The organism is Cronobacter sp. 153480017-3 (assembly GCF_053627815.1).
Map to the genome: position 1 here is coordinate 629107 of NZ_JBSEYN010000002.1, position 17909 is coordinate 647015.

At 53.5% G+C, this 17909-nt stretch carries 19 protein-coding genes; 10 read left to right on the forward strand and 9 right to left on the reverse strand.

The window, feature by feature from the left end:
* Nucleotides 1–119: 119 nt before the first annotated feature.
* The 4 genes from ACUW6V_RS07415 to hxpB form a co-directional block, all read right to left on the reverse strand.
* The gene (locus tag ACUW6V_RS07415; protein ID WP_004386567.1) at nucleotides 120–1511 is read right to left on the reverse strand and encodes an L-cystine transporter; all 1392 of its coding nucleotides are present in this window, start codon (nucleotides 1509–1511) and stop codon (nucleotides 120–122) included.
* 135 nt (nucleotides 1512–1646) lie between these two features.
* Nucleotides 1647–2237, reverse strand: coding sequence for a metal-dependent hydrolase (locus ACUW6V_RS07420; RefSeq protein WP_007792738.1), 591 nt, complete (start codon nucleotides 2235–2237; stop codon nucleotides 1647–1649).
* Between the two features lie 113 nt (nucleotides 2238–2350).
* Nucleotides 2351–3106, reverse strand: coding sequence for a 2-dehydro-3-deoxy-D-gluconate 5-dehydrogenase KduD (gene kduD, locus ACUW6V_RS07425; protein ID WP_032989866.1), 756 nt, complete (start codon nucleotides 3104–3106; stop codon nucleotides 2351–2353).
* A 187-nt stretch (nucleotides 3107–3293) separates the two neighbouring features.
* Nucleotides 3294–3962 (reverse strand): hexitol phosphatase HxpB, encoded by a 669-nt coding sequence (gene hxpB, locus ACUW6V_RS07430; protein ID WP_004386564.1) that lies wholly within the window; start codon nucleotides 3960–3962, stop codon nucleotides 3294–3296.
* A 158-nt stretch (nucleotides 3963–4120) separates the two neighbouring features.
* On the opposite strand from hxpB, the gene ACUW6V_RS07435 reads away from it, so the two are divergent.
* Nucleotides 4121–4657 carry a YniB family protein gene (locus ACUW6V_RS07435; protein ID WP_097584002.1) on the forward strand — a complete coding sequence of 179 codons (537 nt, stop codon included), beginning with the start codon at nucleotides 4121–4123 and terminating at the stop codon, nucleotides 4655–4657.
* A gap of 25 nt (nucleotides 4658–4682) precedes the next feature.
* On the opposite strand, the gene ACUW6V_RS07440 is transcribed toward ACUW6V_RS07435, so the two are convergent.
* The 3 genes from ACUW6V_RS07440 to pfkB all read right to left on the reverse strand — a co-directional run bounded on the left by ACUW6V_RS07440 (nucleotide 4683) and on the right by pfkB (nucleotide 6915).
* The gene (locus ACUW6V_RS07440) at nucleotides 4683–5543 is read right to left on the reverse strand and encodes a fructosamine kinase family protein (RefSeq protein ID WP_007894017.1); all 861 of its coding nucleotides are present in this window, start codon (nucleotides 5541–5543) and stop codon (nucleotides 4683–4685) included.
* 97 nt (nucleotides 5544–5640) lie between these two features.
* The gene (ghoS, locus tag ACUW6V_RS07445; protein WP_004386561.1) at nucleotides 5641–5931 is read right to left on the reverse strand and encodes a type V toxin-antitoxin system endoribonuclease antitoxin GhoS; all 291 of its coding nucleotides are present in this window, start codon (nucleotides 5929–5931) and stop codon (nucleotides 5641–5643) included.
* Nucleotides 5932–5985: 54 nt separating this feature from the next.
* Nucleotides 5986–6915: a 6-phosphofructokinase II gene (gene pfkB / locus ACUW6V_RS07450; RefSeq protein ID WP_097649118.1), complete on the reverse strand. Its 930-nt coding sequence runs from the start codon at nucleotides 6913–6915 to the stop codon at nucleotides 5986–5988.
* 293 nt (nucleotides 6916–7208) lie between these two features.
* Between pfkB and ACUW6V_RS07455 the strand changes: the two genes are divergently transcribed.
* The 6 genes from ACUW6V_RS07455 to ACUW6V_RS07480 all read left to right on the forward strand — a co-directional run bounded on the left by ACUW6V_RS07455 (nucleotide 7209) and on the right by ACUW6V_RS07480 (nucleotide 12438).
* Nucleotides 7209–7967, forward strand: a complete 759-nt coding sequence (locus tag ACUW6V_RS07455) for a DUF481 domain-containing protein (RefSeq protein WP_004386559.1) — start codon at nucleotides 7209–7211, stop codon at nucleotides 7965–7967.
* Between the two features lie 271 nt (nucleotides 7968–8238).
* Entirely contained in the window at nucleotides 8239–8466 is a 228-nt protein-coding gene (locus ACUW6V_RS07460; protein ID WP_032989862.1) for a hypothetical protein, read from the forward strand.
* A 524-nt stretch (nucleotides 8467–8990) separates the two neighbouring features.
* Nucleotides 8991–10496 carry a glycine betaine/L-proline transporter ProP gene (gene proP / locus ACUW6V_RS07465; RefSeq protein WP_007894028.1) on the forward strand — a complete coding sequence of 502 codons (1506 nt, stop codon included), beginning with the start codon at nucleotides 8991–8993 and terminating at the stop codon, nucleotides 10494–10496.
* A 158-nt stretch (nucleotides 10497–10654) separates the two neighbouring features.
* A complete protein-coding gene (locus ACUW6V_RS07470; RefSeq protein ID WP_454038181.1) occupies nucleotides 10655–11104 on the forward strand; it encodes a hypothetical protein in 450 nt (149 codons plus the stop codon).
* 206 nt (nucleotides 11105–11310) lie between these two features.
* Complete coding sequence (gene eco, locus ACUW6V_RS07475) at nucleotides 11311–11820, forward strand: serine protease inhibitor ecotin (protein ID WP_454038182.1); 510 nt, start codon at nucleotides 11311–11313, stop codon at nucleotides 11818–11820.
* Nucleotides 11821–11991: 171 nt separating this feature from the next.
* Entirely contained in the window at nucleotides 11992–12438 is a 447-nt protein-coding gene (locus tag ACUW6V_RS07480; RefSeq protein ID WP_104658585.1) for a GNAT family N-acetyltransferase, read from the forward strand.
* Nucleotides 12439–12448: 10 nt separating this feature from the next.
* Here the strand turns inward: ACUW6V_RS07480 and ACUW6V_RS07485 are convergent, their stop codons facing one another.
* Both ACUW6V_RS07485 and ACUW6V_RS07490 read right to left on the reverse strand, forming a co-directional pair.
* Entirely contained in the window at nucleotides 12449–13369 is a 921-nt protein-coding gene (locus ACUW6V_RS07485) for an alpha/beta hydrolase (protein ID WP_109995557.1), read from the reverse strand.
* A 223-nt stretch (nucleotides 13370–13592) separates the two neighbouring features.
* Nucleotides 13593–14513 carry a LysR family transcriptional regulator gene (locus tag ACUW6V_RS07490; protein ID WP_454038183.1) on the reverse strand — a complete coding sequence of 307 codons (921 nt, stop codon included), beginning with the start codon at nucleotides 14511–14513 and terminating at the stop codon, nucleotides 13593–13595.
* Between the two features lie 91 nt (nucleotides 14514–14604).
* Here ACUW6V_RS07490 and ACUW6V_RS07495 point away from each other — a divergent pair, with 91 nt between their 5' ends.
* The 3 genes from ACUW6V_RS07495 to infC all read left to right on the forward strand — a co-directional run bounded on the left by ACUW6V_RS07495 (nucleotide 14605) and on the right by infC (nucleotide 17884).
* Complete coding sequence (locus ACUW6V_RS07495; RefSeq protein ID WP_104671764.1) at nucleotides 14605–15081, forward strand: GNAT family N-acetyltransferase; 477 nt, start codon at nucleotides 14605–14607, stop codon at nucleotides 15079–15081.
* A 328-nt stretch (nucleotides 15082–15409) separates the two neighbouring features.
* On the forward strand, nucleotides 15410–17338 hold the full coding sequence (gene thrS / locus ACUW6V_RS07500) for a threonine--tRNA ligase (RefSeq protein WP_454038184.1): 1929 nt from the start codon (nucleotides 15410–15412) through the stop codon (nucleotides 17336–17338).
* 3 nt (nucleotides 17339–17341) lie between these two features.
* Entirely contained in the window at nucleotides 17342–17884 is a 543-nt protein-coding gene (infC, locus tag ACUW6V_RS07505) for a translation initiation factor IF-3 (protein WP_012905609.1), read from the forward strand.
* Nucleotides 17885–17909 lie beyond the last annotated feature (25 nt).

Consider the following 17909-nt stretch of genomic DNA (forward strand, 5'->3'; position numbering starts at 1 on the left):
TCGCCTGAAAAAAAAGCCCGCTCACCGGCGGGCTTTTTCGTCTTTATCAGAAACTAAACGCCCATAAAAGAAAACCCCGGCGCGCAGGCCGGGGTTGATAAGGGCATCATCTTACGTGATTAACGGTGCGCCAGTTCGGCCTCGTCATCGCTGTTCAGGATGGCTTTATCCGTCTGCTTCAGCCACTGGCTGGTCAGCGTGCCTGCGGTCATGGAGCCGCTCACGTTGAGCGCGGTACGGCCCATATCGATCAGCGGCTCGACGGAAATCAGCAGCGCCACCAGCGTCACCGGCAGGCCCATCGCTGGCAGTACGATAAGCGCGGCGAACGTGGCACCGCCGCCCACGCCCGCTACACCGGCGGAGCTTAAGGTCACGATGCCGACGAGCGTTGCTATCCACACCGGGTCGAGCGGGTTAATACCGACCGTCGGGGCGACCATCACCGCGAGCATGGTCGGGTAGAGACCCGCGCAGCCGTTCTGACCAATCGTCGCGCCAAAGGACGCCGCGAAAGAGGCGATAGATTCCGGCACGCCCAGACGACGCGTCTGCGCTTCCACATTCAGCGGAATGCTCGCCGCGCTGGAGCGGCTGGTGAAGGCAAACGTCAGCACCGGCCACACTTTACGGAAGTAACGCAGCGGGCTCACACCATTCACGGCCAGCAGCACGCCGTGCACCACGAACATAATGCCGAGGCCCAGATAAGAGGCGACCACAAAGCTGCCGAGCTTGATGATGTCCTGCAGGTTAGAGCCTGCAACCACTTTGGTCATCAGCGCCAGCACGCCGTATGGCGTCAGCTGCATAACGAGACGCACCAGCTTCATCACCCAGCTCTGCAGGATGTCGATAGCGGCAAGCACGCGCTCGCCTTTCGGCGCGTCGTCTTTCAGCAGTTTCAGCGCCGCCACGCCCAGGAACGCCGCGAAAATCACTACGCTGATGATGGACGTCGGGCTCGCGCCGGTGAGATCGGCAAACGGGTTTTTTGGAATGAAAGAGAGGATCAGTTGCGGTACGGTCAGATCGGCAACTTTACCGGCGTAGTTGGTCTGAATGGCGTTCAGACGCGCGGTTTCCGCGCTGCCCTGCACCAGACCTTCCGCCGTCAGGCCGAAGAGATTGGTTACCAGCACGCCGACCAGTGCCGCGATAAGCGTGGTAAAGAGCAGGGTGCCGATGGTCAGCACGCTGATTTTACCCAGCGACGAGGCGTTATGCAGACGCGCTACCGCGCTCAGGATCATCGCAAACACCAGCGGCATCACAATCATCTGCAGCAGTTGCACATAGCCGTTACCAACAATGTTGAACCACTGGATGGAAGTTTTCAGCGTCTCGCTGTCAGAACCATAGATGGTGTGCAGCGCCAGGCCAAAGACCACGCCCATCGCGAGACCGAGTAATACTTTTTTTGCCAGGCTCCACTGCGTGTGGCGCGTGCGCGCCAGCAACAGCAGCAGAACCACGAACGCGACAACGTTCGCTATCAGTGGAAGATTCATCCCCGTTCTCCTGATTTTTTTATAACCGGCATGGCCGAAATGGCATGCCTTTATGCCGCAAAGGGTATCAGAATCAAAACAGGGTGCCTTATATCCAAATGGAATGGTTTATATCAAAACGCGATTTCAGTTTATTTACTGTTCCATCTGGTGATGAATAAACCGATTAAAGGTGTTTTGCAGGGAATTGATGGCGGCCGAAGACCATTTCATCGCGCTGCTGTCAGTCATGCTTTGCGGCATCCAGACCGCCCAGACAAACAGCGCCATGCATAATACGCGCTCAAGCTGATTGCCTTTTTGCGGGTAGAGCAACGGCAGGCGAAAGCGCCAGCGGCAGGGCCATAAAAGCGGCACGCCGGCGGGCGTTATCATATCGGCGAGAATATGGCTGAGATAGCCGAGTACCAGCCCTTGCAGCGCATCGGCAGGCAGTATCCAGGTTTCCGGCACTTTTAACAGAAACAGGGTCAGCCCGCCAAACACCGCGAGCAGGCTGTGCGTAAACCCCCGGTGGCCGAACATTCGCGCCACGGGTTTAGAAATCCACTTTAGCCGCTGCCCCAGGAACGACTTCGGGTGATCGATATCCGGCAACAGGCAGGTGAGAATGGCGGAGGGGATAATATGCCACCAGTCGCCCTGCGCCAGCACAGGGGTCAGCTCGGCATTTTTGGCAAATACCGCGCAGGCAATCGAAAAAAGCAGGTGGCCTTCCGCCGTCATGATAAAACCCTGTAACTGTCAATCTATCCAGTATAGGGTTTTTATACAGTAGAGAAAAGTGGTGACGGTGTAACACTTTGTCACCGCAGCCCGCATGACGCCTCGCGTTGCGCTCAGCGGGCGAGCCAGCCGCCGTCCACCGCCAGGGTATAACCGTTCACATAATCCGATGCCTTTGAGGCGAGAAAAATCACCGGCCCCTGTAAATCTTCCGGCGTTCCCCAGCGGCCTGCCGGAATACGCGCCAGAATTTCCTCATTGCGTTCGGCATCCTCGCGCAGCGCCTGCGTGTTGTTGGTCGCCATATAGCCCGGTGCGATGCCGTTAACATTGATGCCATACGGTGCCCATTCGTTGGCGAGCAGCCGTGTCAGGCCGAGCACGCCGCTTTTCGACGCGGTGTAGGAAGGCACACGAATGCCGCCCTGAAAAGAGAGCATGGAGGCGACGTTAATGATTTTGCCGCCGCTGCCCTGAGCAATGAACTGCCTGGCGACGGCCTGCGAGAGAAAGAACAGGGCTTTCAGGTTGAGATCCATCACGTCATCCCAGTCTTTTTCGCTGAAATCGAGCGCGTCGTCGCGCCGGATGATCCCGGCGTTGTTGACCAGAATATCGATACGCCCCAGCGCGTCGACGGCTTCTGTGACGAGCGGCTGTACCGGTGCCGTGGCTAAATCCGCGTCAATCGCGACAAAACGGCGGCCCAGCGCGTGGACTTTCGCGGCGGTCTCCCGCGCAGGACGACGGCTGACGCCTGCGATATCGCATCCGGCGGCGGCGAGCCCAAGCGCCATGCCTTGCCCAAGCCCGGTATTGCAACCGGTCACCATCGCCACTTTTCCGGCAAGCGAAAATGTCTCCAGCATGTTCCGTTCCTCTTTGACTCATCATTGCGGCGCAGGGAAAGTCCCTTTCGCATTCAGAGCAATGATAGGAGTCGCCAGAAGAAAAAACAAAGCTAAATGAAACTGCGTTTTAAAAATATGACGGCGGGCGGTATTTTTTGGAACAAAAGCTGAAAACCGCTGCCGGGCGGCAGCGGCGATAAGGGGCTTAGCCTTTCAGATGCCAGGGCTCAAGCTCGGTCAGCGAGTTCAGACGCACGTTGGCGAGCGCCCAGCGCGCGTCGCTGCGGTTCTCTTCGGCCGGAACCACAATGGAGCGCATACGCGCCGCTTTGGTGGCGACCATGCCGTTAACGGAATCCTCAAGCGTCACGCAGCAGAGCGGATCGACGCCAAGCTTTGCCGCCGCATCCAGGTAGACCTGCGGGTGCGGTTTGCTGTAAGGCAGGTGTTCGGCGGAAGCGAGCACGTCAAACTGCTCGCGCAGATCAAACAGCGTCAGTACGCGTTCCAGCATCCGCAGCGGCGAGGCGGAGGCGAGGCCGACCTTCAGCCCCTGCGCTTTACAGAGCGCAATCGCGTCTGCCACGCCCGGCAAAAGCGGGCGTTTTTCTTCCACCAGCGTCATGGCGCGGGTAATGATGCGCTGCGTCACTTCATCCAGTGACGGGCCGTTCCACGGCTGCTGCGCGAACCACAGCGCCACCACCAGATCGATGCGCAGGCCCAGCGTGTCGGGCAGCTCGTGGCGGCGGGAGGTATCGACCCCGAGCGTCGCCATGACTTCCAGTTCCGCCTGGTCCCAGAGCGGCTCGGAGTCAATCAGTAAACCATCCATATCAAAAATAGCGGCGAGGATCTGTCGCGGCGAAGACATCGTGTCACTCCTTTTTTGTTACGCGGGAAGGTTAATGAATAGCCGGAAAAACGCGTTATGGCTACCGCTTTCCTGCCATGTGCCGGAAAGTTCAGGCGAAAAGGCGCTTCACAGGGTAAACTTAGGCCAATCTGTCGCGTCGCTATCAAGGGGAAAGCATGACGTATCAACAAGCTGGACGCATTGGTGTCTTAAAACGCATCGCCGGATGGGTGATTTTCATTCCTGCCACGCTCTCCACGATTATCTCCGTGCTGAAATTTATGTATCAGCACAGCGAAAAGCAGCCGGGCATTAACGCCGTGATGATGGATTTCGCCCATGTGATGATTGAAATGGTGCGCTTTAACACGCCGTTCCTGAATGTCTTCTGGTACAACTCGCCACAACCCGATTTCACGCGTCACGCGAATATCAGCTTCTGGATAATCTATATTTTGATTTTTGTTGGTCTGGCGTTACAGGCGTCGGGCGCGCGGATGTGTCGCCAGGCGCGTTTTCTGCGTGAGCATGTTGAAGACAGCCTGATCCTGGAGCGCGCCAAAGGCGAAGAAGGGCTGAGCCGCGAGGCGCTGGAATCACGCATCGTGGTGCCGCGCCATACCATTTTCCTGCAAATCTTCCCGCTCTATATCCTGCCGTTGATTGTACTGGTGCTGGGCTACGTGTTCTTCTCCCTGCTCGGGTTCCTGTAAACGCGCGCGCTGCGGCGCGCTTTTATCATATGCCCAGAACGCGGGTTAACGCCTGCTGTGCGGCAACCAGATGCTGACCACCGAAAAGCGTGGCGCGGTTTAGCAGGGTATAGAGCTGATAAAGCGGCTGGCGCTCAAGAAAGCCGGCGGGCAGCGGTAGCACCGACTGATAGCCGTCATAAATCTGCGGCGGCTGTTCCGGGTGCAGCGGCAGCATCGCCAGATCGCATTCGCGATCGCCCCAGTAGCAGGCCGGGTCGAAAATATAGGGCCCGTCCGGCCCCAGCGCGCAGTTGCCGGACCACAAATCGCCGTGCAGCAGTGAAGGCGCGGGCTGGTGCGAAACCAGTTGCTGATGGACCGCATCCACGATCCTGTCGATATCGCCGAACTCCATACCTTTTTCCGCGGCCAGCTCCAGCTGCCAGCCGATGCGCTGCTCGGCGAAAAAACTCGCCCAGCGGCGCTGCCAGGCGTTCGGCTGTGGCGTGGTAGAGAGGTGGTTGTCGTAATCGAGCCCGTATTGTGGTTGCTCGCTCCACTGGTGCAGGCGCGCCAGTTGCTGACCGAGCAGAAAGGCATTGTGCGCATCGAGCGGTTTTGGCGGCAGATATTCCAGCAGAAGAAAGCTATATTCGCGATCGCTGCCGACGCCAAGCACTTCCGGCACCGTGACCGTTTTACTGCGCGCCAGCAGGTTGAGCTGATCGGCTTCGGCGGTAAAGCAGGGCAACAGCGTCGAATCGTCGCATTTCACGAAGATAGCGCGCCCGGCCCAGTCGATTCGCCATGCGGCGTGAATTTCACCGCCCGGCAGTTCGGTTCGCTGGCTGATTTCACCGGCGCCCAGCTGTTCGTTTAACAAACGCGTAATGGCATGCCACATGATTACTCTCCCAGGTTTCCCGTAAAGAACATCAGCTTAACGCGCCCGTGCAGACGAAAATCTGCGCAGGCGCACAACCTGCCGCGCACGGGCGACGTCAGACGGTATCGTTGTCGCGCAGCCAGTTTTCGAACGTGGTGACGGTGACTTGCGGCTTCTGATCGAGCGCCGCCTCGCCAAGCCCTTCGGCCAGCTCAGCCACCTCTTGCTCACTGAGCGCGCTGACCAGCCCGAAGGTATTGGTGCCCAGCTCGTGTATTTTGCCATCGTCGTCGGCAAGCGTGAGCTGGAAACCGCCGCGCGTCAGATGGTTATTCAGTTCGTTAATATCGGTCAGGCTTTTCTCATGAAACTTCACGGTGACGACATAGCGGGTCACTTCACTCATGGCGAACCTCATTGTCAGCGATAAAATGCCAGCCCGCCGGGGCTGGCCGGAATGTTAGCGTGTCAGCCAGTGGTAAATACTCTCGGTATTCTCCAGCGAGCAGAGGCGCGTACCTTGATTGATAGTTGCGGCGCTGCCGGCAGCGACACCATAACGCACCATATCCAGCAGCGGGGCATCCTGGGATAAGCGCAGCGTCATGGCGCCGACCATGCTGTCACCCGCGCCGACCGTACTCTGGCTTTTCATCGGCGGGGGCACAACCTGAACGCAGTCTTTGCCATCAACACCGAGCGCGCCCTGCGGCCCCAGTGAAACCACAACGCGGCGGGCTTTCCCTTGTTGTACCAGTTCTTCTGCGGCTTTACGCACATCGTCCGGCGCGGTCAGATCGCGTTTCACCAGCGCCGCCAGCTCTTTCTGATTGGGTTTAACCAGTTCAATATCGCCAACTTCCAGCGCGGCGGCCAGCGCGTCACCGGAGCTATCGACAATCAGGCGAATCCCCTGCGCACGTGCCGCTTTAATCAGTTGTTGGAGTTTCTCCACGCTGACACCGGGCGGCAGGCTGCCGCTGATGACCAGGATTGCGCCCGATTCAATCGTCAGCACTTTTTCTTCCAGCTGGCGGAATTCATCGTCGGTAATCGTGGCGCCTGGCATAACGAAGCGGTATTGCTCGCCGCTCGATTCGACATGCACGTGAAGATTCTGGCGGGTCCAGTCGCGGGCGGAAACCGTCTCGACCGCGACCTTTTCATCATTAAGCAGCGAGACCAGATGCTCGCCCGTCGCGCCACCCGCCGGGAAGAGGGCCGTGGCGCTGCCGCCCAGATGGACGATAGCGCGTGCGACGTTAATACCGCCGCCGCCGGGTTCAAAAACCGGCGCGCTGCAGCGTAGTTTCCCTTCCGGATAGATTTGCGGCGTGATTGTGGCGCTGTCGAGCGAGGGCGCCAGCGTGAGCGTATAAATACGTACCATATCGCCTCCGTTTTTTTAGACTGCCCTAAGCGTAGCATCCGACAGCCAGACGGTGGGTGAATAACGTGCTGATTTTACCTTGTGCCCGATATTAATCGGATGACCGTTCTATATAAATAAAAGTTTATTTTTAAGAGTCCGCTTATTCTTAAATAGCGAAAGGAATTCATTGCTAAGCCACAGGTGCCTTTTTATAATTCGTTACCTTTCTGTGGGCGGATTTTATTGATCCAGAGAAAAAGTTACGGGACCGTAATGGTCCTTTTTTTTGTTGTATGGACCTGAAAATCAACATGAAGCTTTTTAAGACAGTACCCCTGGCTATGCTGCTGGCGGGTGGCGCGCTGCTGAGCCAGCACGCGATGGCTGATAATACCGTTTTTACTGTCATGGACGATCCTTCCACCGCGAAAAAACCGTTTGAAGGTGATTTAAACGCGGGTTACCTGGCACAAACCGGCAATACCAAAAGTTCTTCTTTAACGGCTGACAGCAACCTGACCTGGTATGGTGAAACCACCGCCTGGTCGCTCTGGGGAAATGCCAGCAATACCTCTTCTAATGACGAACGCTCCTCCGAAAAATATGCGGTGGGCGGACGTAGCCGCGTAAACGTAACCGATTATGATTACCTGTTTGGTCAGGCGAGCTGGCTGACAGACCGTTATAACGGCTATCGCGAGCGCGACGTGCTGACGCTCGGTTATGGTCGTCAGTTCCTGAATGGCCCGGTGCACAGCCTGCGTTTTGAATTCGGTCCGGGTGTGCGTTACGACGAATACACCAACGGCGATACCAAAACGCAGGGCCTGGGTTACGCGTCTGGCATCTATACCTGGCAGCTTACGGATAACGCTAAGTTTACGCAGGGCGTTTCCGTGTTCGGCTCTGAAGATACCAACGTCAACTCCGAAACGGCGCTGGACGTGGCTATCAACGAACATTTTGGCCTGAAAGTCGCCTATAACGTGACCTGGAACTCTAACCCGCCTGCGAGCGCGCCAGATCATACCGATACGCGCACCTCGGTTACGCTGGGTTACCGTATGTAAAGTCGCTTTTAGCGCGGCTCTGAAAGGCTGGCATTGCCAGCCTTTTTTAATGCGTTACTTTCAGCTTCCTTTAGCATTGTGTGTCTATTGCCTTTGCAGCGTGTTTAATGAAAAGCCTTTTTTATCAGTGTGCTGTAGCCGGGTTCAGTTTCTTTGAGGTCGCACACCAAATAATTTGACTATTCGAAAGTGTGATGTGGATCTACCATTTATACACAGGTGGTGCATAACACGTCACCCATTTATATGCTGCAAAGAAGAGATAATAAAGATGAATACCCTCAAAACCGCGGCCGCCGCTCTGGCGTTAAGCGTGCTTTCCTTCAGCGCTTTCGCGACCCCGACGACCCAGCCTTCACAGAATAAAGCCCCGTATGCCGGATGGCGCGTAAGCGACATCGAAGCAGGCACCAGTCTTCAGCCAGGTGCAGCCTCGACAGGCCAGTCAATGAATGATGCGTTTAACACGCAAACGCTGGTTGCAGGCGACTGGTCCTGATGAAGGTCAGTGATGCTTTATCGTAGTAAAAGCCGGATCCTCTGATTCGGCTTTTTTATTACTGCTATTCGCCATAATTTTACTTAATGTTTCTTACATTTTTTATGCACCCTCGTGCGTACCGGTAAGTTCATTCTTATCAGAATAATGATCTGACAACGCTATTTACCTGCTTCTCAGCCAGTCTGAATGCCCTGATAAAATTATCCCTGACAGAACCAGGTATTTTCGCCTGACATCCCTTAGCGGACTAATGAAATATGCCAAATCAAGGCGCTTAAACGCGATAAAATAAACTGTGAAGTTGATCGCAAATTTGTTCGCTGTTAGGGTAAAGAAGGGTCAGGCATCTGAAAACGCAGGTAAGCACATTCGGATGTGTCATTACTAACAGCGGGACGAGATCCTGCTACGCTCTTAAAGGAAGTCCTGGAAAGATAAGGCTTCTTTATCGCTAAGGAAGCGGACTGAGGGAAGCGGCTGACCGCCACCCAAGTCAAAGAGCGAATTCAATGAGGATGGATATGAAGCTTAAAAGAAAAAAAGTAGAACCGATCTCTCTGAGTGACGTCACGATTATTGATGATGCGAAACTTCGTAAGGCGATTACCGCAGCCTCTCTCGGTAACGCGATGGAGTGGTTTGATTTTGGTGTGTATGGCTTTGTGGCTTACGCGCTCGGCAAAGTGTTTTTCCCGGATGCCAATCCAAGCGTGCAGATGATCGCCGCGCTGGCGACGTTTTCGGTTCCCTTTCTTATCCGTCCGTTGGGTGGGCTGTTCTTCGGGATGCTCGGCGATAAATACGGCCGCCAGAAGATCCTCGCCATAACTATTGTGATTATGTCCGTCAGTACATTCTGTATCGGGCTTATTCCCTCATATGCGTCGATAGGTATCTGGGCGCCTGTCCTGCTGTTACTCTGTAAAATGGCGCAGGGGTTCTCGGTAGGCGGCGAATATACGGGCGCGTCAATATTTGTCGCGGAATATTCCCCGGATCGTAAACGTGGGTTTATGGGCAGCTGGCTGGATTTCGGCTCTATTGCGGGCTTCGTACTGGGCGCAGGCGTGGTGGTGCTTATCTCTGCTATCCTTGGCGAAGAGAATTTCCTGAGCTGGGGCTGGCGACTGCCGTTCTTTCTGGCGCTGCCGCTTGGCCTGATTGGTCTCTACCTGCGCCATGCGCTGGAAGAAACGCCGGCGTTCCAGCAGCATGTTGATAAGCTGGAGCAGGGCGATCGCGAAGGTTTGCAGCACGGCCCGAAAGTCTCCTTTAAAGAGATTGCGACTAAACACTGGCGCAGCCTGCTGGCGTGTATCGGTCTGGTAATTTCCACCAACGTGACCTATTACATGCTGCTTACTTATATGCCGAGCTATCTGTCGCATAATCTGCACTACTCGGAAGAGCATGGCGTGCTGATTATTATCGCGATTATGATCGGTATGCTGTTTGTCCAGCCGGTGATGGGCCTGCTGAGCGACCGTTTTGGTCGTCGCCCGTTCGTGATTTTTGGGAGCGTGGCGCTGATGGTGCTCGCCATCCCTGCGTTCGTCCTGATTAACAGTAACGTTATCGGCCTGATTTTCTCTGGTCTGCTGATGCTGGCGGTGATCCTGAACTGCTTTACCGGTGTGATGGCATCTTCGCTCCCGGCGATGTTCCCGACGCACATCCGCTACAGCGCACTGGCAAGCGCGTTTAATATCTCGGTATTGATTGCCGGTCTGACGCCGACCGTGACAGCATGGCTGGTGGAAGGTACAGAAAACCTGATGATGCCAGCCTATTACCTGATGGTTATCGCGGTCATTGGTCTGATTACTGGCCTGACGATGAAAGAGACGGCAAACCGTCCGCTGAAGGGCGCGACGCCTGCGGCATCGGATATCCAGGAGGCGCGCGAAATTCTGCGTGAGCACCATGACAATATCGAACAGAAAATTGAAGATATTGATAAAGAGATCGCCGAGTTGCAGGAGAAACGCACCCGTCTGGTTGACCAGCATCCTCGCATTAACGAGTAAGACTAAAGCCCCTGCGGGGGCTTTTCTTTTTCCTGCTTTACCTGCCTTTAGTTATTCCTGAATCCCCGCATTCGGTTGTACTCAGTAAAAACTTAATAGCTTGATTCTTAAAATCAGATTGTGAATGATCGCTGCACACACACCGGCAATGAATAACAATGAAAAAATCCTTTCTGATGTACTGCCTTTTTCTTGGCAGCACTGGCCCTGCCAGCGCAGTGGTTCAGGGCCGCGAATATAATACGTGGTATGAAAAAGACGCGGTTTTATATGATATGACCCAGACCGCCGGGGGCAGTCCGGTCATGCTGAGTATTTCGCAGGCGGGTTTCCGTTCAGCGAATATGGTGATCTCTTCTCTGACGCCAGGAAAATGCCCGGCGCAGCCAAGAGCACTGGAAATCAACAGTGACATCATTCCCGCTGACTATTTTTGTACCCAGCAGGGCTCAGAAAAGATTGAGCACTATCTGGTACGTGACGCCGATAAAGTCAACGCGCTCGTCGAAAAGCTGCGTTCAGATTTTACTTTAATGAGCCAGAAGGAGATCAAAGTCTGGGCGGCCAATATTAAATCGCCGAAGCATGGTATCGCACCGCGGTTCTGAAGCGCTAAGCCGGTTAACGATTATTAACGTGAGTAACCATTGATTTTTACGCGTTGTAAAATAAATGATACAGAGAAAAATTAGCTATGGTTTGCGTGAGGGTGACATAAAACACTGCTTATGAATAATATGGCAGTGATTGTCACGGTTTTTGAAATTGAATTCAGTTTTTACCGTGGAGCTAAAACCTGTGGAGAACTTTCATAATGAATAAGATTTCAACGCTCATGTTAAGCCTGGCTGCTGCCGGTTGCATTTCCGGTAGCGTATTCGCCGCCGAAAAAACGTCTGAAAATATCGCGCCTTTCCCAAAGGCGGAAAAAAGCATGGTTCGTCAGGTGATCGAATTGCCTGAGCGCCAGGATGAAGCATCCTACAAAGTCGAACTGGTTATAGGCCAGACCCTTGACGTTGATTGTAATAAGCATCAGCTGGCCGGAAAATTTGAGCGTAAAACACTCGAAGGCTGGGGATATGACTATTACACGTTTGAGTCCGCCAAAAATGCAGACGGCTCGGTCATGTATACCTCAACCATGATGGCCTGCCCGGACGGTAAAAAAGAGAAAAAATTCGTCACCGCAAACCTTGGTGAAAATGGCATGCTGAATTACAACAGCAAGCTGCCGGTGGTGGTGTATGCGCCCGAAAATATCGACGTGAAATATCGCCTCTGGAAAGCGGACGAGACCCTCGTTAGCGCTAACAAGAAATAACGCATCTCGATGATTCGCAGCGTCAGGCACTTGATCAGGCCGCCTGACGCTCTCATTTTTAGCTGCTAAGACTCGCTTTCATTGCTCCTTTCTGACGCCTTCTTTTTGACACTTTTCTGTGCGGTGAAGTAGATTTGCCTGATCCGTAAACCGGCTGACGCAGGGACTTAAATGAAAATTGATTTTTCAGCGCTTAACGATACCCATATCACCGAATGCGCCCATCTCTACTGTAAGGTCTATAAAGAAGCGCCCTGGTTTGAAAAGAGCGAGCTGGCGCCGGTCATCGCTTTTATCCAGCAACATCTTAAAAATAATTATTTCAGAGGTTACATTGCCAGATATGACGAGAAAATAGTCGCAGCGAGTATCGGTTTTAAGAAACCGTGGCCGGGGGGCGTTGAGTATTATATCGATGAATTTTTCGTCGATCCCGATTGTCAGGGACAGGGTGTTGGTAGCGCGCTGATGAATTTCATCGCCGATCGTTCTTTAAACGAAGGTCTGAATGCGATCATTCTCAACACCCATAAAGCTTACCCCTCCGATTTCTTCTACCGCAAACATGGGTTCGACGAGCATCAGGGGCTCATTATTCTCTCCAGAACGCTTGGTTAAATGCAGCGCCCTAATGCGTATTTCCTGAACGTATTAAGGCACAAATATCCTGCATTACATTGCGCGCGGCCTGGCTGATGCCGCCAAGCTGAAAGAAACCGTGAATAACGCCGAGATAACGCTGCGCCGTGCAGTTCACCCCTTGCTGCGTCATCCGCGCAAACAGCGCTTCGCCTTCATCACGTAACGCATCATATTCCGCCGTGATGATGTGTACCAGCGGTAATCCTGCGAAATCATTACGAAATAACGGGCTGGCTTCAGGGTGCAAAATATCGGTATCAGCAAGATAAGCCTCGAAACCGCTCAGAAACGCGTCGCTTGTCAGGACATAATCGCGACCGTTTGACAGATAACTCTCAGAGGATGCCGTGGCGTCCAGCATCGGATAAATCAACACCAGCTGGCGGGGCAGCCACGCGCCGCTATTTTTTAATCGCAGGGCGGTTATCAGCGCCAGATGACCGCCCGCGCTGTCGCCCATAAATGTTATGTGGTTGCGATCTATGCCCAGTGTTTCCGCGTTTCGCCAGATAAGCTGCGCGGCGCGTTCGGCATCATCATGTGCGGCGGGATAAGTATGCTCTGGCGCTAAACGGTATTGCACCGCAATCACCCGACAACCACTCAGGAAGGCCAGCTGGCGCAGTTGATTATCATGTGTAGCAAACCCGCCGCTTACAAAACAGCCGCCGTGATAATAGATAATCGCCGGGAGCGCGTTCTCTCTATTCAGTGGCGAGAAGATACGTAAAGGCATAGCGTCAATCGTCGTATCTTCAATATTCACGCGGCTCTCAGGAACACCGGCGAGCGCCGTACTGGCGATATAACCTGCGCGACGCTCTTCAAATGTCTGCGTGCGCGGGGAGGGGCGGCCCGCTGTGATAAAGTCATCAACAAGACGTGCAATTTCAGGTTCCAGAGCCATGGCGTTATTTTCCTTTCTGAACGATGCCGGCAAATGAATCCCGCAGTTTAACGTGCTGTCATTGTCCGGAAAAGTTCACCCCCCAGAACCAGGCGGTCGCTGACACAAGCATCAGGGCAAAAGAGCGTTACGCCGCCGTGCAGGGGGATCTCCTGCGCGATGAAAGCCCGGGACGCCTGTAGCGCGCTGAGTGCTTAATTAACGAGAACGTGATTTTCACGTGCTACCTATCTCTTGCCAGCGCTTGCAGGACGCGCTTAAGCCAGTCGGTTGCGCCGCGTTTACCACTGCGTTGATGTGAATAAATTTTCACTTCAAACGACGGTACTTCGAAAGGTAATTCAAATATTCTGAGATCGGTTGCCGGCAGCAGTTTTTGCGCGGCAAAGCGGGGAAGCGCCATGAGTAAGTCGCTTTCTGCAACGATAAACGGCGCGCCAAGCATAGAAGGGGTTTTGAGCGCGATGTGGCGCGCATAACCCATCTTTTCCAACTGAGAATCAAGCACGCCTTGCTTTTCATTCCAGGGCGTTACCACCACGTGTCTGGCTGCAAGATAATCCTCAAACGTCAGCTGTGCTCTGCGTGCGCTGCTGATAACAACATAGTCATCTTCCAGCCAGTTGATTTCGTCCAGCTCCGCGTGTCGGATATCCTCCGGTGCGCTGAATCCAAGCGCCAGATCCATTTCGCCCGCCAGCAGTTCATTCAGCGCCGGGCTGTGGGGTAAATAGCGTAACTCAAAACGCAGGCCGGGCGCGTCGCGCTGCAGCCGGTGCATGAGGGCAGGGAAAATGCAAAACGCGGTGAAATCGGTGATGGCAATCTGTAAGCACTCCGTGCTGCTGGCCGGGTCAAACTCTGGCTGCGGCGTCAGCTCCTGATTGAGAAATTTCAGTGCCGAAGCGATGGAAGGCGCAAGCTGGGAGGCGTATACGCTGGGGCACATACGGTGGCCTTCCCGGTAAAATAACGGGTCGTTAAGCGTGGTGCGCAGCCGCGACAGCGCGTGGCTCAGGGCCGAGGTGCTCATCGCCAGTTCATCGGCAGCCTTGCGAACGGAGCGGTGCCGATAGATAGCGTCAAAAACCGGTAAAAGATTTAAATCAAGACGCCTTAAGGATGGATGCATAATATTCATCATTGAGTGATTTCATTGCACTTAATTCTCCTGACATTACCCCGTATGCTTAACGCCATCAATGTCTGCCCATGATGAGATAACAGGAAAACCAATGAGCTACACCATTCGCGCAGCCCGTCCGGAAGATGCAACGGCAATTTATGAAATGATTTATGAACTGGCGGTCTATGAAAAAGCCCCACATGAAGTGGTCACGACGCCAGAGGAGATTCGGGAAACGCTCTTTGGCGTAGGCAGCAAAACGGAAGCGCTGATATGCGAGATTGACGATAAAGCCGTAGGATATGCCGTTTTCTTTACCAGCTATTCCACATGGCTCGGGCGTAACGGCATTTATATGGAAGATTTATATGTTTCGCCTGAATATCGCGGTAAAGGGGCGGGAAGAAGCCTGTTAAAACATATCGCCCGGTGCGCGGTGCAAAGGCAATGTGGTCGCCTTGAGTGGAGCGTGCTGGACTGGAACCAGCCTGCCATCGATTTTTATCTCAGCATTGGCGCGGCGGCGCAATCTGAATGGGTACGCTATCGCCTTGATGGCGAAGCGCTATTGAAGTTTGCCGAATAAATGCGCCTTTTATTGCTGGCGTAATAAGCGATGGGCGCTAAGTCCAGGAAGCGGGAAACAGAGACTTTGCGCTCTAACTGACGCTTATCGCTTATTCCGGGCATGAGTATCTGCCATCTGAGCATGGATAGCTTTATCCATTTTATTAGTGTTACCATGGGTATAGAAGCAAAGCCTGAAAACCATATGGAATAGGCGTTGCGTACCAAAAGTGTGTACCAATTTGGCGAATGTTGGTCAGATGGCTACATAACTTACTGAATCAAAACCATTTTTCAAATCATATGTGATCTTGCGTGTGGGTCACCACTGTGAATAAGGATTTATAATGCCTGTTATTACGCTTCCTGATGGCAGCCAACGCCATTACGACCATGCTGTCAGCCCCATGGATGTTGCCCTGGATATCGGTCCGGGACTCGCGAAAGCCTGTATCGCAGGCCGCGTGAATGGCGAGCTGGTGGACGCTCACGACAGTATCGAACAGGACGCTCAGCTCGCGATTATTACCGCGAAAGATGAAGACGGTCTGGAAATTATCCGTCACTCCTGTGCGCACCTGCTGGGTCATGCCATCAAACAGCTGTGGCCCCATACTAAAATGGCGATTGGCCCGGTTATCGACAACGGCTTTTATTACGATATCGATCTCGACCATACCCTGACTCAGGAAGATATCGACGCCCTCGAAAAGCGTATGCATGAGCTGGCGGAAACTAATTACGACGTCATCAAGAAAAAAGTGAGCTGGCAGGAAGCCCGCGAAACGTTTGTGAAGCGTGGCGAGAACTACAAAGTCGCTATTCTTGATGAAAATATTTCCCGTGACGATAAACCGGGCCTGTATCACCACGAAGAATATGTGGATATGTGCCGCGGTCCGCATGTGCCGAACATGCGCTTCTGCCATCACTTTAAGCTGATGAAAACCGCAGGCGCTTACTGGCGTGGCGACAGCAGCAACAAAATGCTGCAGCGTATCTATGGTACTGCGTGGGCAGATAAGAAAGCGCTGAATGCCTATCTGCAGCGTCTGGAAGAAGCCGCGAAGCGCGATCACCGTAAAATTGGCAAGCAGCTCGACCTGTATCATATGCAGGAAGAAGCGCCGGGTATGGTGTTCTGGCATAACGACGGCTGGACTATCTTCCGCGAGCTGGAAACGTTTGTTCGCTCTAAGCTTAAAGAGTATCAGTATCAGGAAGTTAAAGGTCCGTTCATGATGGACCGTGTACTGTGGGAAAAAACCGGCCACTGGGATAACTATAAAGACGCGATGTTCACGACCTCTTCCGAGAACCGTGAATACTGCATCAAGCCGATGAACTGCCCGGGCCACGTGCAAATCTTTAATCAGGGTCTAAAATCATACCGCGACCTGCCATTGCGTATGGCGGAGTTCGGTAGCTGCCACCGTAACGAGCCTTCGGGCGCGCTGCATGGCCTGATGCGTGTACGTGGTTTCACCCAGGATGACGCCCATATCTTCTGTACGGAAGAACAGGTGCGCGACGAAGTGAACAGCTGTATTCGCATGGTTTATGACATGTACAGCACCTTCGGCTTTGAAAAGATCGTGGTGAAGCTCTCCACGCGTCCGGAAAAACGTATTGGTACCGACGAAATGTGGGACCGTGCGGAAGCCGACCTGGCGGTTGCGCTGGAAGAGAACAATATCCCGTTTGAATATCAGCCGGGTGAGGGCGCGTTCTACGGCCCGAAAATCGAGTTTACGCTCTATGACTGCCTTGATCGCGCCTGGCAGTGTGGCACCGTACAGCTCGACTTCTCCCTGCCGTCGCGTCTGAGCGCGTCTTATGTGGGCGAAAATAACGAGCGCCAGGTGCCGGTGATGATTCACCGCGCGATTCTGGGCTCAATGGAACGTTTTATCGGTATCCTGACCGAGGAGTTCGCCGGGTTCTTCCCGACATGGCTTGCTCCGGTACAGGTCGTGGTGATGAATATCACCGATTCGCAGTCTGAATACGTTAACGAATTGACCCGTAAACTACAAAATGCAGGCATTCGTGTAAAAGCAGACTTGAGAAACGAGAAGATTGGCTTTAAAATCCGCGAGCATACATTACGTCGTGTTCCATACATGTTAGTTTGTGGCGATAAAGAGGTCGAAGCAGGCAAAGTGGCCGTTCGTACCCGTCGTGGTAAAGACCTCGGTAGCCTGGACGTTAACGACGTAATTGAAAAGCTGCAGCAAGAGATTCGCAGCCGCAGTCTTCAACAACTGGAGGAATAAGGTATTAAAGGCGGAAAACGAGTTCAAACGGCACGTCCGAATCGTATCAATGGCGAGATTCGCGCCCAGGAAGTTCGCTTAACAGGTCTGGAAGGCGAGCAGCTGGGAATTGTGAGTCTGAGAGAAGCTATCGAAAAGGCTGAAGAAGCTGGAGTAGATTTAGTTGAAATCAGCCCTAACGCCGAGCCGCCAGTTTGTCGTATCATGGACTACGGCAAGTTCCTTTATGAAAAGAGTAAGTCTTCTAAGGAACAGAAGAAGAAGCAAAAAGTTATCCAGGTTAAGGAAATTAAATTCCGTCCTGGTACAGATGAAGGCGACTATCAGGTAAAACTCCGCAGCCTGATTCGCTTTCTCGAAGAAGGCGATAAGGCCAAAATCACGCTCCGCTTCCGCGGTCGTGAGATGGCCCACCAGCAAATCGGTATGGAAGTGCTTAACCGCGTGAAAGACGATTTGCAAGAACTGGCAGTAGTCGAATCCTTCCCAACGAAGATCGAAGGCCGCCAGATGATTATGGTGCTCGCTCCTAAGAAGAAACAGTAAGGCCTTCAAGTAACAGTTTCTGTGG